The organism is Halorubellus litoreus (assembly GCF_037081675.1).
In the GTDB taxonomy this organism is placed as follows: domain Archaea; phylum Halobacteriota; class Halobacteria; order Halobacteriales; family Natrialbaceae; genus Halorubellus; species Halorubellus litoreus.
In genome coordinates this window covers 30,885-47,220 of sequence record NZ_JAZAQL010000003.1, presented here as the reverse complement: position 1 = coordinate 47,220, position 16,336 = coordinate 30,885, and the positions used below count along the sequence as shown (strand labels likewise).

General features: G+C 67.2%; 16 protein-coding genes. 6 read left to right on the top strand and 10 right to left on the bottom strand.

The annotated features are described in order from the left end of the window. The first annotated feature begins 40 nt into the window (after nucleotides 1-40). From VYJ16_RS15195 to VYJ16_RS15180, 4 genes are all read left to right on the top strand, one after another. Nucleotides 41-1,489, top strand: a complete 1,449-nt coding sequence (locus tag VYJ16_RS15195) for an aldehyde dehydrogenase family protein (protein WP_336351161.1) — start codon at nucleotides 41-43, stop codon at nucleotides 1,487-1,489. A 133-nt stretch (nucleotides 1,490-1,622) separates the two neighbouring features. Further along, nucleotides 1,623-2,033: a nuclear transport factor 2 family protein gene (locus tag VYJ16_RS15190; RefSeq protein ID WP_336351160.1), complete on the top strand. Its 411-nt coding sequence runs from the start codon at nucleotides 1,623-1,625 to the stop codon at nucleotides 2,031-2,033. Next, on the top strand, nucleotides 2,030-3,157 hold the full coding sequence (locus VYJ16_RS15185; RefSeq protein ID WP_336351159.1) for a zinc-binding dehydrogenase: 1,128 nt from the start codon (nucleotides 2,030-2,032) through the stop codon (nucleotides 3,155-3,157). Before VYJ16_RS15190 ends, VYJ16_RS15185 begins: the two co-directional genes overlap by 4 nt. 57 nt (nucleotides 3,158-3,214) lie before the next feature. After that, on the top strand, nucleotides 3,215-3,925 hold the full coding sequence (locus tag VYJ16_RS15180) for a helix-turn-helix domain-containing protein (RefSeq protein WP_336351158.1): 711 nt from the start codon (nucleotides 3,215-3,217) through the stop codon (nucleotides 3,923-3,925). A 174-nt stretch (nucleotides 3,926-4,099) separates the two neighbouring features. Here VYJ16_RS15180 and VYJ16_RS15175 read toward each other — a convergent pair whose 3' ends face one another. The 6 genes from VYJ16_RS15175 to VYJ16_RS15150 all read right to left on the bottom strand — a co-directional run bounded on the left by VYJ16_RS15175 (nucleotide 4,100) and on the right by VYJ16_RS15150 (nucleotide 11,133). Further along, a complete protein-coding gene (locus VYJ16_RS15175; protein WP_336351157.1) occupies nucleotides 4,100-5,110 on the bottom strand; it encodes an ABC transporter permease in 1,011 nt (336 codons plus the stop codon). Beyond that, nucleotides 5,107-6,087, bottom strand: a complete 981-nt coding sequence (locus VYJ16_RS15170) for an ABC transporter ATP-binding protein (RefSeq protein ID WP_336351156.1) — start codon at nucleotides 6,085-6,087, stop codon at nucleotides 5,107-5,109. Before VYJ16_RS15170 ends, VYJ16_RS15175 begins: the two co-directional genes overlap by 4 nt. Next, on the bottom strand, nucleotides 6,074-7,537 hold the full coding sequence (gene nosD, locus VYJ16_RS15165; RefSeq protein ID WP_379762705.1) for a nitrous oxide reductase family maturation protein NosD: 1,464 nt from the start codon (nucleotides 7,535-7,537) through the stop codon (nucleotides 6,074-6,076). Before nosD ends, VYJ16_RS15170 begins: the two co-directional genes overlap by 14 nt. 1 nt (nucleotide 7,538) lies before the next feature. Continuing rightward, nucleotides 7,539-8,453: a hypothetical protein gene (locus VYJ16_RS15160; RefSeq protein ID WP_336351154.1), complete on the bottom strand. Its 915-nt coding sequence runs from the start codon at nucleotides 8,451-8,453 to the stop codon at nucleotides 7,539-7,541. A 121-nt stretch (nucleotides 8,454-8,574) separates the two neighbouring features. Next, nucleotides 8,575-10,593, bottom strand: coding sequence for a TAT-dependent nitrous-oxide reductase (nosZ, locus tag VYJ16_RS15155; protein ID WP_336351153.1), 2,019 nt, complete (start codon nucleotides 10,591-10,593; stop codon nucleotides 8,575-8,577). Between the two features lie 15 nt (nucleotides 10,594-10,608). Beyond that, nucleotides 10,609-11,133 (bottom strand): plastocyanin/azurin family copper-binding protein, encoded by a 525-nt coding sequence (locus VYJ16_RS15150; RefSeq protein WP_379762564.1) that lies wholly within the window; start codon nucleotides 11,131-11,133, stop codon nucleotides 10,609-10,611. Nucleotides 11,134-11,540: 407 nt separating this feature from the next. Between VYJ16_RS15150 and VYJ16_RS15145 the strand changes: the two genes are divergently transcribed. Beyond that, nucleotides 11,541-11,741, top strand: coding sequence for a hypothetical protein (locus VYJ16_RS15145; protein WP_336351152.1), 201 nt, complete (start codon nucleotides 11,541-11,543; stop codon nucleotides 11,739-11,741). 88 nt (nucleotides 11,742-11,829) lie between these two features. Here the strand turns inward: VYJ16_RS15145 and VYJ16_RS15140 are convergent, their stop codons facing one another. Continuing rightward, a complete protein-coding gene (locus VYJ16_RS15140; RefSeq protein WP_336351151.1) occupies nucleotides 11,830-12,642 on the bottom strand; it encodes a hypothetical protein in 813 nt (270 codons plus the stop codon). A 462-nt stretch (nucleotides 12,643-13,104) separates the two neighbouring features. Between VYJ16_RS15140 and VYJ16_RS15135 the strand changes: the two genes are divergently transcribed. Then, complete coding sequence (locus tag VYJ16_RS15135) at nucleotides 13,105-13,926, top strand: nucleotidyltransferase domain-containing protein (protein WP_336351150.1); 822 nt, start codon at nucleotides 13,105-13,107, stop codon at nucleotides 13,924-13,926. A gap of 24 nt (nucleotides 13,927-13,950) precedes the next feature. On the opposite strand, the gene VYJ16_RS15130 is transcribed toward VYJ16_RS15135, so the two are convergent. The 3 genes from VYJ16_RS15130 to VYJ16_RS15120 form a co-directional block, all read right to left on the bottom strand. Further along, complete coding sequence (locus VYJ16_RS15130) at nucleotides 13,951-14,130, bottom strand: hypothetical protein (RefSeq protein WP_336351149.1); 180 nt, start codon at nucleotides 14,128-14,130, stop codon at nucleotides 13,951-13,953. Nucleotides 14,131-14,170: 40 nt separating this feature from the next. Then, nucleotides 14,171-15,592, bottom strand: coding sequence for a hypothetical protein (locus tag VYJ16_RS15125; protein ID WP_336351148.1), 1,422 nt, complete (start codon nucleotides 15,590-15,592; stop codon nucleotides 14,171-14,173). 302 nt (nucleotides 15,593-15,894) lie between these two features. Next, nucleotides 15,895-16,278: a hypothetical protein gene (locus tag VYJ16_RS15120; RefSeq protein WP_336351147.1), complete on the bottom strand. Its 384-nt coding sequence runs from the start codon at nucleotides 16,276-16,278 to the stop codon at nucleotides 15,895-15,897. Between the last annotated feature and the right edge of the window lie 58 nt (nucleotides 16,279-16,336).

Here is a 16,336-nt window from a genome sequence, read left to right as displayed (position 1 = left end):
CAGCAGAACCCCGATTGCCCGTCCGCCCCTCGAGTTCCTCATGGAAACGGAGACGGAAAGCCGAACGTACGACCTTCTAATCGACGGAGAGCTCGTTCCTGCAGCGGCAGGCGAGCGATTTCAGACGCTGAACCCCGCGACGGAGGAGGCGGTTGGAGCGGTCGCCCGGGCGCGCGAAGCGGACGTCGACCGAGCCGTGACCGCCGCGAACGACGCCTTCGACGACTGGTCGTCGACCCCGCCCCAGGAGCGGGGCCGGTTGCTCGACGACCTCGCTGAGGCGATCCGCGCCCAACAGGAGAGCCTGGCGTTGCTGGAGACGCGCGACAACGGCAAACCGCTCTCGCACGCTCGCGCCGACGTGGAGACCTGTGCGCGCTACTTCGAGTACTACGCGGGCGTCGCCGACAAGGTCCACGGCGATTCGATCCCCCTCACCGACGACTACGTCGACTACACGGTCCGGGAACCCCTCGGGGTGACCGCGCAGATCATCCCGTGGAACCTCCCGACGAACATCTTCGGCCGAAGCGTCGCGCCCGCACTGGCGACGGGGAACACGGCCGTCGTCAAACCCGCCGAGCAGACGCCGCTGACCGCCGTCGAGATCGGCCGGCTCGCCACCGAGGTCGGCATCCCCGACGGCGTCCTCAACGTCGTGCCGGGGTTCGGCGCGGAAGCAGGCGCGCCCCTTTCGGCGCACCCAGACGTCGACGGCGTGAGCTTCACCGGGTCGGTCCCCACCGGTATCGAGGTCGGGAAGTCGGCCCTCGAGAACGTCACCAACGTCCACCTCGAACTCGGCGGGAAGAGCCCCAACGTCGTCTGGCCGGACGCGGATATCGATAGCGCGGTCGACAGCACGATGACGGGGATCTTCGCGAACGCCGGCCAGGTCTGCTCCGCCGGGTCGAGACTCCTCGTTCACGAGGACGTCAAGGACGAGTTCCTCGACGTCCTCACCGACCGCATCGAGGAGATGACGCTCGACAACGGCGAGACCGACCCCGACATGGGGCCGCTCGTCTCCGAGGAGCACTTCGAGAAGGTCACGAACTACCTCGAGATCGGGCGAGCGGAAGCGGGCGAGCCACTCGTCGGCGGCGACGCCCTCGACCGCGACGGGTACTTCGTCGAACCGACGGTGTTCACGGGCGTCGACAACGACATGCGTATCGCCCAGGAGGAGATCTTCGGACCTGTTCTCTCTGTCATCGAGTTCAGTACCGAAGCCGAGGCGATCGAGCTCGCGAACGACGTCGACTATGGGCTCGTCGCCGGCATACACACCCAGAACATGGGTCGCGCGCACCGCTTCGCTCGCGACGTCCGCGCGGGGCAGGTCTACATCAACGAATGGTTCGCGGGCGGCGAGGAGACGCCGTTCGGCGGCTTCAAGGAGAGCGGGTTCGGTCGCGAAAAGGGGCTCGCTGCGGTCGACGCGTACACGCAGGTCAAGAACGTCTGCGCGGACATCTCGCCGAAGTAATCCCTCTCGCTTCGGTCCCGAGGTCGCTCGCCGTCTCGCCGTGACCATCGAACCGCGTCCCGGTGCGGGTATAAAAACGCGGAACCATGTTCGCCTCAAGTAGTATGGGACCACGTGGCATTCGTCTGTAGTGATGAGCGTCGACGTTGCCAAACGGTACTTCGAACTGATGGACAGTGCGGACGCGGGAACAGACGACGTCATGGAACTGTACGGTGAGGATCCAGTCGTTCACTCCTCGCGGGCGGGCGTCGTCCGCGGTCTGGCGGACATCCGCCAGTTCTACGACGACAACGCCGAGTTCTTCACCGGCGGCGAACACCACATGACGAACTTCCATCAGGACGGGAGTACTGTCATCTGTGAGGGGTATCTCGACGGCGAGACCACCGTCGGGCGCGAAGCGAACGGCGTCCCGCTGTGCGACGTGATGGAGTTCAACGACGACGACGAGATCGTCGCCTTCCGCGCCTACCTCGACTACCGCGGCTACGTGGACGAACTCCCGGCGGACGTCCCCAACGTCCGCGCAGAGGCAGAATGAGCACCGACTCAAGCGGACCGAGCGCCGACGGCGAGACCGGGCACCTCGTCTACCTCGACGGGCCGAGAGACGTCGAATTCCGCGAGTACCCGGTCCCGGAACCCGACCCGAACGCCGTCGTGACGGAGGTCGTCCGCTCGAACGTCTGCGGGTCCGAACTCCACGTCTGGAAGGGCGACCACCCGCTCAAGGACTGCGTACTCGGCCACGAGGCCGTCTGTCGCATCAGCGACCTCGGCGAGAACGTCGAGACCGACAGCGCCGGGACCCCCGTGGCGGAAGGCGACCTGGTCGCCCCGGTCTACTTCCAGACGTGCCAGTCCTGTGAGTATTGTCGACGAGGCGAGTTCTACGCGTGCGACAACGACTACGAACACACCGGGAAGTCGCCGGAGATCTGGCCGCACTTCCACGCGCCCTGGGGAACGCACTACTACATCTACCCGGACAACCACTTCTACAAGCTCCCCGAGGAACTCGAGGCCAACCCCAACGTCGCCGCCGCCGCGAACTGCGCGCTCTCGCAGGTGCTGTTCGGTATCGAGGAGGTCGGCGTGGACTACAACGATACCGTCGTCGTCCAGGGCGCGGGCGGGCTGGGCCTCAACGCGACGGTCGTCGCGAACGAGTTCGGTGCGGAGACCATCGTCATCGACGGTGTCGACGAGCGCCTCGACCAGGCCGAGGCCTTCGGAGCGGACCACGTCATCGACTTCCGCGAACTCGACTCCGTCGAGGCACGCAGCGCCCGCGTCGACGAGATCACGGACGGCGTCGGCGCCGACGTCGCCATCGAGGTCGCGGGCGTCCCCGAAGCGTTCGTCGAAGGCATCGAACTGCTCCGGAAGGGCGGGCGCTACCTGGAGATGGGGAACGTCCGCCCCGGCCACGAAGTCGACTTCGACCCTGGGAAGCTCACGCGGAAGTCCATCGACATCACGACCGCCGTCGAGTACGACCCGTGGGTGCTCTACGACGCGCTCGAACTCCTCGCGAACACCATCGACGACTACCCCTACGAGCAGCTCATCGACGCCGAGTTCTCGCTCGAGGACATCGACGACGCGCTCGAAGCCTCCGAACGGCGCGAACTGACGCGGGCAACACTCATCCCGTCGCGGTGACGATGTGGACTGACGCCCGATGAACGACCTCGACCGGAACTCCGATTCGAGAGATCGATGTTAACCGCGAAGCTAAGCGTCCGATACGAGGACGACTGGACCAGTAGCCTCGCCGCGTACGACGTCTCCGGCGAGTTCCTCGCGTCGACGTTCCGCGACCGCCGGTACTTCGGACTGCTGGCGCTGGAGGTCGCCGAGGACGACTACGACGACGTCGTCGAGACCATCCGAGAACACGAATCGACGACGTCCATCGACGTCCTCGAGCGGTACTCCATCGGCGGGGTCGACCGGCTCTCGGCGACCCTCTTCATCCGCAGTCAGCACTTCGAGTACACGCCCCTCCAGCTGTTGCTGCACGAGGGATTCATCCCACTCGGTGGGTTCGGCGAGTTGCGTAATGGGAAAGAAAGCTTCGACCTTCTATTGACAACGCGGGAGGATTTGTCCGAGGCTGTCAGTCTGCTGGAGCGCTTCGGCCCGGTCAAGATCGAGTACGTCTCGTCGGACTTCCAGCGCCAGATTACGCCGAGCGTCACGGAGTGGAGCGAGGTGTTCGAGACCATCACCCCGCGTCGTCGCATGGTGCTCAACAAGGCCTTGGAAGCGGGCTACTTCGATATCCCACGCGGGAGCACGCTTCAGGAGATCGCAGACGACCTCGGAATCGCCAAGACCACGGCGTCACAGCATCTCAGGAAAGCGGAACAGCACATCATGGAGTTCTTCATCCAGTACGTGAACATCGCGGTCGCGAACGACGAGTGAGGACGGGCGCGCTGTCGCCCTCGACTCGCACTGACCGCCGTGTTGGTTCCGAAGCACAATCGAAAGCCGCCCAACCATAAGAATACATATATACGAATGTATCTGATACTATCTCGGTCGCGTCGTTGCTCCCGTGCGATGTGGCCGGATGGGACTCGGAGTCCGTCTTCTCGCTCAGCGGGTCGAGGTGCTCCGTGCTGCGGCGGCGAGTGCGAGCGTTATCCACGCAAGTAGGGCGACGACGACAACCGGTACCGAAACCGCGGTCGCGCCGAGCGCCCCTGCTGCGCCACTTGCGCTGGGGACGCCGGCCATCCCGAGGACGCGCAGGCAGTCCGCTGGGTTCGCGGCGACGAGCGCCGCGAGTGCGCTCGCGGGCAGGTCGAGGACGACGACCGCGGTGAGCGAGACCACGTCGTGGACGAGGACGAACCACGCCCACGCGAGGAGCACGCCACCGAGTGCGCTCGCCTTCTCGCCCGCCACGGTCGACACCAGCACCGCTATCGCGAGGAACGCGACGCCCGCGAGGACGGCCGCGGCGACCGTCGGCAGGAACGCGTTCACGGCGTCGAGGCCGCCGACGCGGTAGAGCGCGGCGCCACCGAACGCGTACCCGATGCAGACCGCGCCGGTGAACGTGAGCGCGCGACCGGCGAAGGCGCCGACGACGACGGTCCAGCGCGGGACCGGGAGCGCGTACAGTACGTCGAGCTCGCCGCGGGTCGCAGGGCCGACGACGGTCGCGTACCCGAACGCGAGCGCGGCGAGCGGGACGACGTACGTCGACAACGCGGCGACGGACGCGACGACCGCCGGAACCGTGCTCGCGCCGGCACCGCTCGCGCCGTACTGCACGACGCCGACGGTGAACGCCGCGAACAGCGCCGCGAGCCCGACCGGCCACCGCGACCGCGCCGCGACGCGATATTCGCGGCGCGCGAACCCCACGACCGCTTCGCGGCGCGACGCGGCCCGTCCCGTCGACGCTGTGCGTTCGCTCGCCTCTCGCCCCGTCAGCGGTCGTTCCGTCTCGGAGGCGGCACCGTCGTCGCGGACGCGCCGCGACGCGAGCGCTCGGCCGACGCCGGTGTCCGGCACCTCGCCGACACCCCCATCGGGTCGCGGGCCGCGGGCGTCGGACTCGCCGCCGCCCCGCGTCGGCTCGTCATCTGGAGCGGTCACGCACGATCACCTCCGTTCGTCGTCGCGACTGCGGGGTCGTCGACCATCGCAGCGTCGTCGACCGCGGCCGCGAACGCGTCCTCGAGCCCTGGCTCCTCGACCTCGAACCCGTCGAGCGCGGCGGCGTCACGGGCCGCCGCAACGACGTCGAACGCGACCGCCCGGTGGCACTCGACGACGAGCGTACAGCCGCGGGACTCGACCGCGCCGTCCGACGGCGCGTCGGCTATCGCGTCCCTGACGGCGTCGTGGGCGGCGCGACGCGCGTCGCCGTCCACCGGCCGCAAGCGCACCTCGACGGCGTCGGCAGCGTCAGTCGCGAGGTCCGCGACCGACCCGCGCGCCTGCACCCGGCCGTCGTCGAGGACGACGACGCGCTCGCAGAGCCGGTCGACCTCGTCGAGGACGTGACTGGAGACGACGATGGTGGTGCTCGTGCGTTCGCGGATGCGGTCGACGACCCGATGCAGCGCCTCGACGCCGCGCGGGTCCAGCGCGGCGGTCGGTTCGTCCAGCAGGAGGACGGCCGGACGGCGGACGAGCGCGGTCCCGACCGCGAGCCGCTGGGTCATCCCGTTCGAGTATCCCTCGACGCGGCGGTCCGCGGCGTCGGCGAGGCCGACCGTCGCGAGCACGCGCTCGACGCGCTCCGCCCGGTCGTCGCCCGGGACGCCGCGGAGGCGCGCGTGCAGCTCGAGGACCTCACGGCCGGTGAGCCGCGGGTCGAACGCCGCGTCCTCGGGGACGAACCCGACGCGCTCGCGGAGCGCGGGCCCTTCGGTCGGTTCGCGCCCGGCGACCCGGACCGTCCCGTCGTCGGGCGTCGCGTGCCCGACGAGCAGGCGGAACAGCGTCGTCTTCCCAGCACCGTTCGTCCCGACGAGTCCGACCGTCGCTCCCTCGTCGACGGACATCGACGCGCCGTCGAGCGCCACCACGTCGCCGTACGCCTTCGTGACGTTCCTAATCTCGATCATAGTATCGCCTCCAGTCGTGAACCGGCGTCGCGAGCGGTCGTTCGTCGACCACGCCCGGCGAGCGGACGAGCGGCACCTGGCTCTCCGCGAGCTCGAGCACGCCGACCGCGGGCGAGCGCGCGAACACCGCGACGAGCGGGTGCTCGCGCGCCAGGCTGTCGACGAGTCCCTCGGGTCGATGCCGGACCTCGCTCACGCCGTCGTCGTCGACGTCACGCACGGTCGCGTCCGCCCAGTAGTTCCCCGCGGACTCGTTCCAGACGACGTGTTCGCCGACGTCCGCCAGCACCGGGTCGCGGTTGTCGACGAACGAGTTGTGATGCACGCGCTCGTCCGTGCTGCCCGCCGAGAGGTGCACGCCGACGTCGTTCGCGAGCACGAGGTTGTACGCGAGCTCGTTGTGCAGCGAGTTGTACACGAACAGGCCCCTGTCGTTCCCCACGAGGTGATTCCCGGTGATGGTGGAGTCGTCGATGGACTTCACCATCAGGCCGTGCCCCGACCGCCCGGTGTTGTTCACGGCGGTGTTGTTCGCGATGACGAGGTCCTCGCTGACCATGAGCGCGTACCCGACGTCGTTCCCGAACGCGGCGTTCTCCCTGAGGACGCAGTCGTCGCTGTACATGTAGTGGACGCCGTACCGGAGGTCCCAGAGCGCGTTCCCGGTCGCGACCACGTCGCTCGCCCACGAGTAGTAGATGCCGTCGCGAGCGTCCGTGATGCGGTTGTCGCGGACGCGAGCGTCCTCGGCGCGCCAGAGCTGGATCCCGTTCCCGCGTTCGGCGCGGTCGGCGACCTGGTCGCGGCCGACGATGGTCGTGTTCGCGACCACGGCGCCGCTCGTGCCGTCGACCCAGACGCCGAACGTGGTTTCGGTGACGCGACTGTCGCGGACGACGACGTCGTCGCCCGCTATCCAGACGCCGGCGTCGTTCCCGGCGGCGTCGCGCCCCGAGTTCCGGACCCAGAGCCGCGAGACCGTGACGTCGTCGGCCTCGATGGTGAGCACGTCACCGCTCCCGTGGCCGTCGACGACCCCCCAACCGCCGTCGGCGCTCCGTATCGTCACGTTCGGCGTCGTGACGGTGACGTTCCCCTCGACGACGCCGTCCACGACGACGGTCGCCCCCGGCGTCGCGGCGTCGAGCGCGGCCGCGAGCGTCTCGAAGCGCTCGCCGTCGACGCGGACCTCGCCGTCGCGCGTCGGCGGGTCGAAGTCCACGTCGCGCTCCTCGACGGGCGCGTCGTACGCGAGCGGCGGATGGCTCGCCGCTCGGTCCTCGACGCCACCGGTCGCCATCTGGGGGGCCCCGCTCGCGCCCGTCACGGCCGGCGCGACCGCGCCGACGACGACGAGCGCCGCGACCGCGACGACCGCGGCGACCGCGAACCCGCGTTCGACCAGGACGTCGACGGGGGGAACGCGAGCGGCGATGCTCCACGAGGGCATCTCAGTCACCTCCGACGCCACCGCGACCGCCGCGGTCCCGTCCCGGTGCGCCATCGGCGTCGCGCGGACGACGCCCCGTCGGGCGCTCGACGCGTTCGGGATCTTCGCCGTCGCCGAAGCCGTCGACGGCGACCGGTTCGTCGCCGCTGCCCGGAGCGCGACCGTCGGCCGAGCTGTCGCTCCCGGGTGCCTCGGGCGGGTAGTCGACGACCGGCAGGAGCTTCAGCGTGCCCAGGACGGGGCGTGCGGTGCCGGCGGCGACGACGAGGTCGCGGGGCGTCGCCGTCGAATCGCGATAGCGGTACGCGAGCACGAGCACGGCGATGGCGACCATCGAGAGGTACGCGCCGAGCCCGAACCGCGAGTAGCTCGTGATGTTCGCCACGGAGTACTGGCCGAACAGCGGCGGCGTGAACCCGTCGACGCCCATCACGGGCGCGTTCGGGTCCAGCGAATGCCCGACCTGGTAGAGCCGGTACTGGATGTCCGCGACCATCGCGCCGAACACGCCGACCGTCCCGACGACCTGCGCGAGCAGGCCCGCGCGGAGCTTGCGCTCGGTCGGCGCCACCGCGACGAAGACGCCGGCGAGCGCGCACCCGACGAACGCGACGGGCCCGAGCGACCACTCCGGGACGCGGACCGCGTTCTCGTGCACCTCGAAGTTCGGCTCGACGAGCACCGGGTCCGGGTAGTAGAACCCGATGTACTTGTTCAATCGCGCCATCTCCACGTAGTCGCCCGCGACGTGGGGGTACGCGAACAGTTCCACTCGCAGCACGGTGTTGGGGTACTGGACGGCGTGCACCTCGATGGTCCACATCGGGAACGCGAGCGCGCCGACGAACAGCACCGCTGCGAGCACGCACAGCAGTCGTCTGAGTTCGAGGAACTCGTCGATGCTCGGGAGTTGCATGGGGAATCACCTCGTGGGGAGTTCGGTTCGCGCCGGACCGCTCCGGAGTGCGGCGGTCACGGCGGCGTGTGCCCGACCCGATCAGTGGTCGGGCGAGCGCGCTGGCGGCGAACGCGAGCGGTCAGTCGCGCGGTTCGACGAGCATCCGCGAGCGCATCTCCAGGTGGAGCGCGCTACAGAAGTACGTGCAGTAGATCCAGTACACGCCGGGTTCGTCGACCGTGAACGTCGCCTCGCGGGTGTCCTGGGGCGCGACCGCGACGTGCACGTCGTGCTCGGGGACCGCGACGCCGTGGACGATGTCCGCGACGCCCTCGATGTTCGTCACGGTCATCGTCACCTCGTCGCCCTCCTTCACGGTGAAGTCCGCGAGCCCGTACTCCGAGCGTTTCGCGGACAGCTTCACGTTCACCGACTCCTCGCCGGTGCGCTCCACGCCGCTCGCAGACTCGGTGACGAACTCGCCGTCGACGTCGGCCTTGTCGTACACGCGCTTCGGGCTGATCTTGTCCTTGTGCGCGAACACGCAGTCGTGGGGCTCGGGATACGCGGGATGGTCGGCGACGACCTCCATCTCCTTCTCGCCCTCGCCGATGTGGATGAGCTGGTCGTTGTCCGGATGGATGGGGCCGACGTTCAGGAAGCGGTCCTTCGAGAGCTTGTTCAGGCTGACGAGCCACTCGCCGTCCGGGTCCGTCGTCATCGCCTCCACCGCCTGGATGTGCCCCGGGTTGTAGTGGACGTCCTGCTTCTCGAGGATCGGTTCGGTCGACCCCGTCTCGGCCTCGACGGCCTTCTCGATGTCCCACTTCGCGACCTGCGAGTCGATGAACAGGCTCGTGTACGCGTGCCCGTTCCCGTCGAACGTCGTATGCAGCGGCCCGAGACCGACCTTCGGCCGACCCGCGACCGCATCCGCTGGGTCGTCCACCTCGCCCAACTTCTCGATGTCGAGCATCGTCACCGTCGGCGAGAGCTTCCCAGCGACGAACGCGTACTTCCCGTTCGGCCCGACCTCCACGCAGTGCGGGCTCTTCGGCGTCGGCACGTACCGAACGATCGGATTCGAGCCGCTATTGTGTGGCGACTCCTTCGTCCCGTCGACGATGGGGACGCCGTTGACTTCCTCGTCGTACTTGCCCTGCTCGACGAGTTTCTCGATAGCGGGGACGTCGAACGCCTTCACGTAGTCGCGGTCGTCGTGGGTCATCCCCGAGATGGTCACGGCCTCCTCGCTGTTGTACGCTGACGCGATAGCCCACCGACCGTCCTTGTCGGTGTCGAGGATGTCGAGGTTCCCGTCCACGCGCACCTGGAACTGCGTCTCCATGGACTCTGGGTCGATCGCGGAGAACAGCGACTCGTAGCTGTCTGGGCTGTCGAGGTCGCGACCGTCGTTGGGCAGGGGCGTCCGGAACTCGCCGTTCCCGAAGATGTACTCGGTGTCCGGACTCTGCACGGTGAACCCGTGAACGGCCTGCACGTTCGGGACGTCGAGGATGGCGTCCGTCTCGAAGTACTTCAGGTCGATGCGCGCGATGCGACCGTTCGCCTTGTCGTTCACGAACAGGTACTCGCCGTCGTAGTCGCCGCCGGTCTCCGACAGCGCCGGATGGTGGTTGTCGCCCCACGAGTACCCGCCGCCTTCCTCCAGCACCTGCTTTGACTGGTCGTCGAACCCGTAGCCCTTCGCCGGCTCGGGGTTGAACACCGGGATGCGGGTGAGGACGCGCATCGACGGGATGCCGATCACGCGTATCTCGCCGGAATGACCGCCCGACCAGAAGCCGTAGTACTCGTCGTGCTCGCCCGGCGGCACCTTGTGGTCGGCGGTCGACTTCCCGCCACCGCCGCTACTGGTCCCGGCGCCGCTACCGCCGGTGTCGGTGAGGCCGCCGACGCAGCCACCGAGCGCGGTCATCGCGCCCGTCGCCGCGCCCGCCTTCATGAAGTCCCGCCGGTCGAGTTGCAGCCCGGCGAGTTCGAGCGTCGGACTGTCGTCCGCGCCAGTCGGTTCCTCGACCTCCGCGAGCACGCTCTCGAGCTCGCGCTCGTGCTCGGCGACCACCTCGGTCGGGTCCGGCACGTCCAGGTCACCGGTCGATGCACCGTCACCGTCGTCGTCGAAGGATTGCGTCATCTCGAGTCACCTCACTTAGACGACCTTCACGTACCCGACCATCCCGTTCATCTCGTGGGGCACGCAGTAGTACTTGTACGTCCCTTTCGTCTCGAACGTGTACTCGTAGGACTCGCCCTTCGGAACGTTCCCCTCGTTGTCGTTATTGTAGCCGTCGACCGCGGCCTGCTGGGAGTCGAACCCGCCCGACGCGAAGTACGACGCGTCCTCGGGGATCTCGTCCTCGTACGCGGTGACGGTGTGCCCGATGTTCCCCGTGTTCTTCCACGTCACCGTCGTCCCCTGCTCCACCTCGATGCGCTTGGGCGCGTACTTCAGGCTCGCCGTCATGTCGACCGTACTCGTCTGCGTCCACTTCGACCCGGAGCCGTCGTCGTTCGACGACGTCGACCCGCCGTCTCCGCTATCCCCACCGTCGCCGCCATCACCGTCCCCGCCGGACGTCGACGTACTGGAACCGCTCGAACACCCGGCCACCGCGACGGCGGTACTCACCGCAGCCATACGAACGAAGTCGCGTCGACTCGGTCGGTCCATCATTCTGGGTTCCTCCACGAGACGACCTTACCGAGTGATACCCATAAGGGGAAGAGCGCGTTCCAACGCGGTGGACACGCGTGCGAACACGTTCGACGCCCACCCTCGTCCGACGCGACCCGACCTCGGAAAGCGAGTGGACGGACGCGCTCGCGAACCCGACTCGTTCGCACCACCCCGGCAGTTGCCGAGCCGATACTGGCCGCGACGCGACGACTGGCCCGCCGATACCTGCCCTTGCCATCGTTAGCTGTTCGTACCGAGACGGCGTCCTCCGGTAACTGGCGTATGTTGATGCGGGATGCTCGCCACAGTTGGACCGTCAAGCGAGCGAACCTCGGTGGGACGCTCGCTCGACGGATACTACAATGGTACGAGCATTCAAATCGAGCGACGAAGGCAAGAAAGTAATGACCGCCGACGGCGACATGGTCGGCACAGTCGACAAGATAGCCGGCGACGAGGCCCACGTGCGGGTCGACACCGGCCTCTCGGGGTCCATCCGGAGTAAACTCGGCTGGGAGGACGAGAACGAGACGGTGTACCCGCTCATGCACGACAACGTCGACAAGATACAGGGCGACGAGATACACCTCAAGTCCAGCTTCTGACGGCGACTCCGGTCGTCACGGTCGGACGACCACCGTCCGCGCAACCGCCCTCGGCCCTTCTCCCGTCCAGTCCAGTTCCACCCCCTCGTCAGTCGACGGTCCGCTCCACGTCCGTCAACTGGTCGGTGACGGCGTCGAGGTGGGCCAGTCCGACGACGGCGACGACCGTCCCCGACGTCCGAAGCGCGTCGACGTTCGCGGCCATCGTGGCCTCGCGCGCCTCGTCGAACAGCACGTCGCCGGCGGGACGCTCCAGGGCCCCGAGCAGCGACCGGCTCCGGGAGACGTGCGAGCGTTCGTGGGCCGCCTGGTCGACCGGGTCGTCCGCGGCGTCGACCGCGTACTCGCTCCCGTCGCCGTCGGGCCGACCACCCTCCGACCCGTACCGGACCGAGAGCGCGCGCCAGACGACGCGGCCGACGCCCTCGAGCGCCTCACGAACCGCGGACGCAGTGACCTCCCCGGAGGTGACTCGCGCCAGGAACGCGCGCCAGAACCGCCACGTGAACGTGTCGACGCCGACGACGTCCGCATCCGCCGCCGCCGCGTCGATGGCGGCGCTCATCTCGTCGACGCTGTCCACGGCCCGGCCGCCGTCGGCCACTGCGTGGCCGTCCTCGACGTCGCTCGCTCCGGCGGCGGGCGACTCGCTGCGAGCGGTCCGGCCCACGAAGTACGGGACCGCGAGATTCGGGAGTTCGAGCGCCAGTACGTCCGGAGCGGCTTCCGCGACGACGGACGCGACGCGGTGCGCGCTCGCCGGATGGTCGTGGACCACCCCGACCAGCACCACCGCACCGCGGCCGTCGGCCGCGGGCACCACCCGCCAGTAGTCGTCGTCGAGACGCGGGTCACCCGACGCCGCAAGTGCCTCGACGACTCGAGAGAGCCGTTCACCCATACCCTGAATTCAACCGTTGTAGCGCCCTCACGACGTTAAGCCTTTCCTAGGCGCCAATAACAGGTTTCTACGGTTACCGAACTGACCGCTCCCCCGGCGAACTTGCCGCTTCCCCCGCCGAACTGGCGGTACTCGTCCGGCCCGGGGTTTTCGGCGGCTCTCCGCCGCCTCACCACGAGTAGTGGTCTCCATCTGTGTGCTCCCGTCCGAACCCCGCCAGCACGCGGTCCCGACGCGACACCACTCGGTCCCGACGCGACACCACTCGGTCCCGACGCGACACCACTCGGTCGCTCCCCTCCGCGTGCCGTGGTACCGAGGCGACGACACACTGACGTGGAGGCGACGTGAACTCGGAGACGACGCGACCATCGCGGCCGCTCGCCGACGCGGCCCGTCGACGCCGTCGGCGGTGCCACGCCCCGGGCCGGCACGAGCAGGGTCGCGACGAGGTGATAGGACATGGAGTTCGACGAGCTCGACGTCGGGTACAGCGCCGAAGCCATCCGGGACTACGTCACCGACGCCGTCGCCGCGAAGGGAACCCGCCGCCAGCCGCGGTTCTACGCGATCGCCGGCAGTCACCTGTTCGGGTTCGCGGACGCCGACAGCGACGTCGACGTCCGCGGCGTGCACGTCGTCCCAGCCGAAGAGTACGCGTACCTCAGCGAGCCCCGTCCGGACGTGACGGTGAACGTGCACGGGACGACCGACGGCTTCGAGGCGTACGCCGACTGCGACCTGAAGAGCAACGAACTCAAGCACTTCGGCTCGCTGCTCGTCGACGCGAACTTCAACGTCGTCGAACTCGTCCTCGAAGCCCCCGTCGTGATGAACGGGATGCCCCTGGAGGTGGACGCGCTCCGCGCGCTCGTCCGCGAGCACCTCCCGATGAACGTCCCGCACGCGTACCTCGGGATGGCGAAGTCGAACTACTACAAGTACCTCGACCCCGGCAAGACCGAGGGCTACGACCCGAGCGCGAAGCGGTTCCTCCACGTCTACCGCGGCCTGCTCGGCGCGCAGTACGTCCTCGAGCACGAGGACGTCGAGGCCGACGTGCACGCGCTCGCCGACGCCGTCGACGCCGGTGACCCCGCGCTCGTCGACGACCTCGTCGCGCACAAACGCGACCCCGACGTCGACCACGTCCCCGATGGTCTCGAGGAGCGCGCTCGCGACGCCGTCGTCTCGCAGTTCAACGCGCTCGACCCGCTCCCCTCCGTCGACAAGCACGGATACCGGGACGCCATCGACGACTGGATGCGGAAGGTCCGGAACTGATCCCCTGCGGCGCGTCGACCGCCTTCACTGCCTCGCGCCGAACGCCTTCACGCGGTCCCGGTCCTCGCCGAAGCCATCGACCGACGCCCGGGCGGCATCGTCGATGGCCGGTTCAACCTCCTCACGACGGTTCGAACGCGTGCCGTCGTCCAGCGCAACCACCTCGAAGAATGAAAGCAGGGGACGCCGCGTCCCCGCGGTCACCGCGTCCGTCGGTATCGAACGCTCCGATCAGGCGACCGGATCACAGGATGTCCGCACAGCAGTTGATGATGTCACACGAGCACTCGAGGATACAGCAACCACAGATCTTCCCGATCGGTGCCGTGCAAACGCCCGCGCCGAGGCCGCAGCCACAACACAGGTCGACGCCGCAACCACAGCCCGAATCACAGCCGGCACCCTGCACGACGGCGGACTGGGAGTCCTCCGGCGGGAGTGCGTACCGCGCGAAGTTCGGGACACCGGAGATCCCGAGGTAGCTCGACATCGGCGTCAGGTCGGCTTCGTGCACGTTCCGCGCGAACGAGCGCTGCGTCTCGCGCAGGGAGTCACCGACGTCCTGGTAGACGTTGACCATCTCTCTGACGTTGTTCTTCCGATAGAACGTCTGGAGGCGCTCGACGCCCGTCACGTACGCTTCGATGTACTCGGAGACGGTCGCGTTCTCGAGGTCGGGGACCACGAAGTCGACCGTGGGGTAGGCGAGGTCGTGCTGGACCTTCGACGCCATCGTGGTTGCGATGTCCGCCTCGTCGCCCTCGAGGACGGCGGGGCCACGGCCGACGTTGATAGCGAGCTCGAAGCGCCGGCCGTCGACGACGGCGCTGTAGATGTCCATCTTCCCGGCGTCGTCGGCGACGTCCGTCTGGAGGCTCGCCGCACGCTGGATCCCGGGCTTGGCCTCGTTGATGTCGTACGTGGTCGAGACCTTGTCGATGCGGAGTTCCCCGCTGTCGCCGACGCGACGCTTTTCGAAGTTGGTCTCGTTGCTCGACCGCTTGAGGGATGCGGTCGACTTGCCGTCGCCCTTCGCCTTGGTTGCCTCGTCGAACGACGGCGGGCCGTGGATGAGGTCGGGTCGGTTCCGGATGGTCGTATCGAACCCGCCACGTCCGTTCTCCGTGACGGTTGCGACACGGACCTCCAGGTCGCGCGGCGGTCCCTGGCTGAGACGCTCCTTCTCTCTGGCGACTGCCGTCCCCGGCATCAGTGTCGCGGCGGCGGTCGCTGCTATCCCGGTGAAGGCGCGGCGAGAGAGCACGCCACTGCCAGACTCGGTGGTGTCGGCCGTCGCGGAGTGATCCTCGTCGCACGAGCAGTCATCGGACTGGTCTGCGAGGTACTTCAGGTCGAAGTACTTGCTCATGAGGCCGCCGAAGTCCCGAACTCCGGTTGCCTGCACGATCTTCGGGACCGCGCGTAGTCCCTTCGAGCAGGTGCCTCCGCTGACGAAGTAGAAGTCGTGGTCCGGGTCACCGGTGTAGTACTTCTCGAGAACGCCCTGCGCTTCGGGGCTCTCCAGGGGGAGGATGGAGATGTCCTCACCGGTCTTGTTGTTGATCTGCGATGCCAACTGCCGACAGATGTCGCACTTTCCGTCGTAGACGACGATGCCTTCGTTCGAACCTCGCACCGGATTCAGGTGTGTCTCGGCTTCTGACATGTCGGACCCACCAGATGCATAACGCTTCCACTATTTGTAATTTATTGATTATACCATGTTAAAAATGATTCGGGGACGGGACCGATTGAGAAAGATAAGATTCTAGAAATTAAAGCACGACTAGATTCTGAATATGCAACCAACGGGCTTCTAGAGCTATCTAGTATGTCTTTAGCGGAACGATTAAAAAATAACTAATCTGGCTTGTTCCTCTGCTTGCGGACACCAACTGCAAAAAATTTGGATACGGTATCAACGCAGAAGGAGTACCTAAATTCAAAAAATTATATTGGGCTGTCTATTCAGATATGCGAGCACTTCTTCCGTAGTTGGTACAGATAGTAACTCGACACGACCAGCGTGAGCCCGGGGATTGTTAAGCCATACAGCGCTCTCCGGACGAACGTCGAGCGGTCAGGTACCCACTCGGCGTCGGACCGCCCAGTATCCAGGGAGAGGATGTCCCGGTGCAGCGCGTACGGGAGCGATACGGTTGCCAGGAATATCAAGAGGACAGCAACGACACCCAGAACGAATATCGCATCGGTACCAGCCAGGGGAACGTCGACGTCAGCGAACCTATTCAGAATATATAACGACCCGGTTGCAATACCTATAAGGTAAGCAATTGGAACGAACCATATCACTTTCCTCCAGTGTGTTTCTTCCGGACTGGTATCTGACATAGGGGCAGCTAGATTTACATCATCCGTCCACAAATAATTTTGTCCGAGATCTGACTAC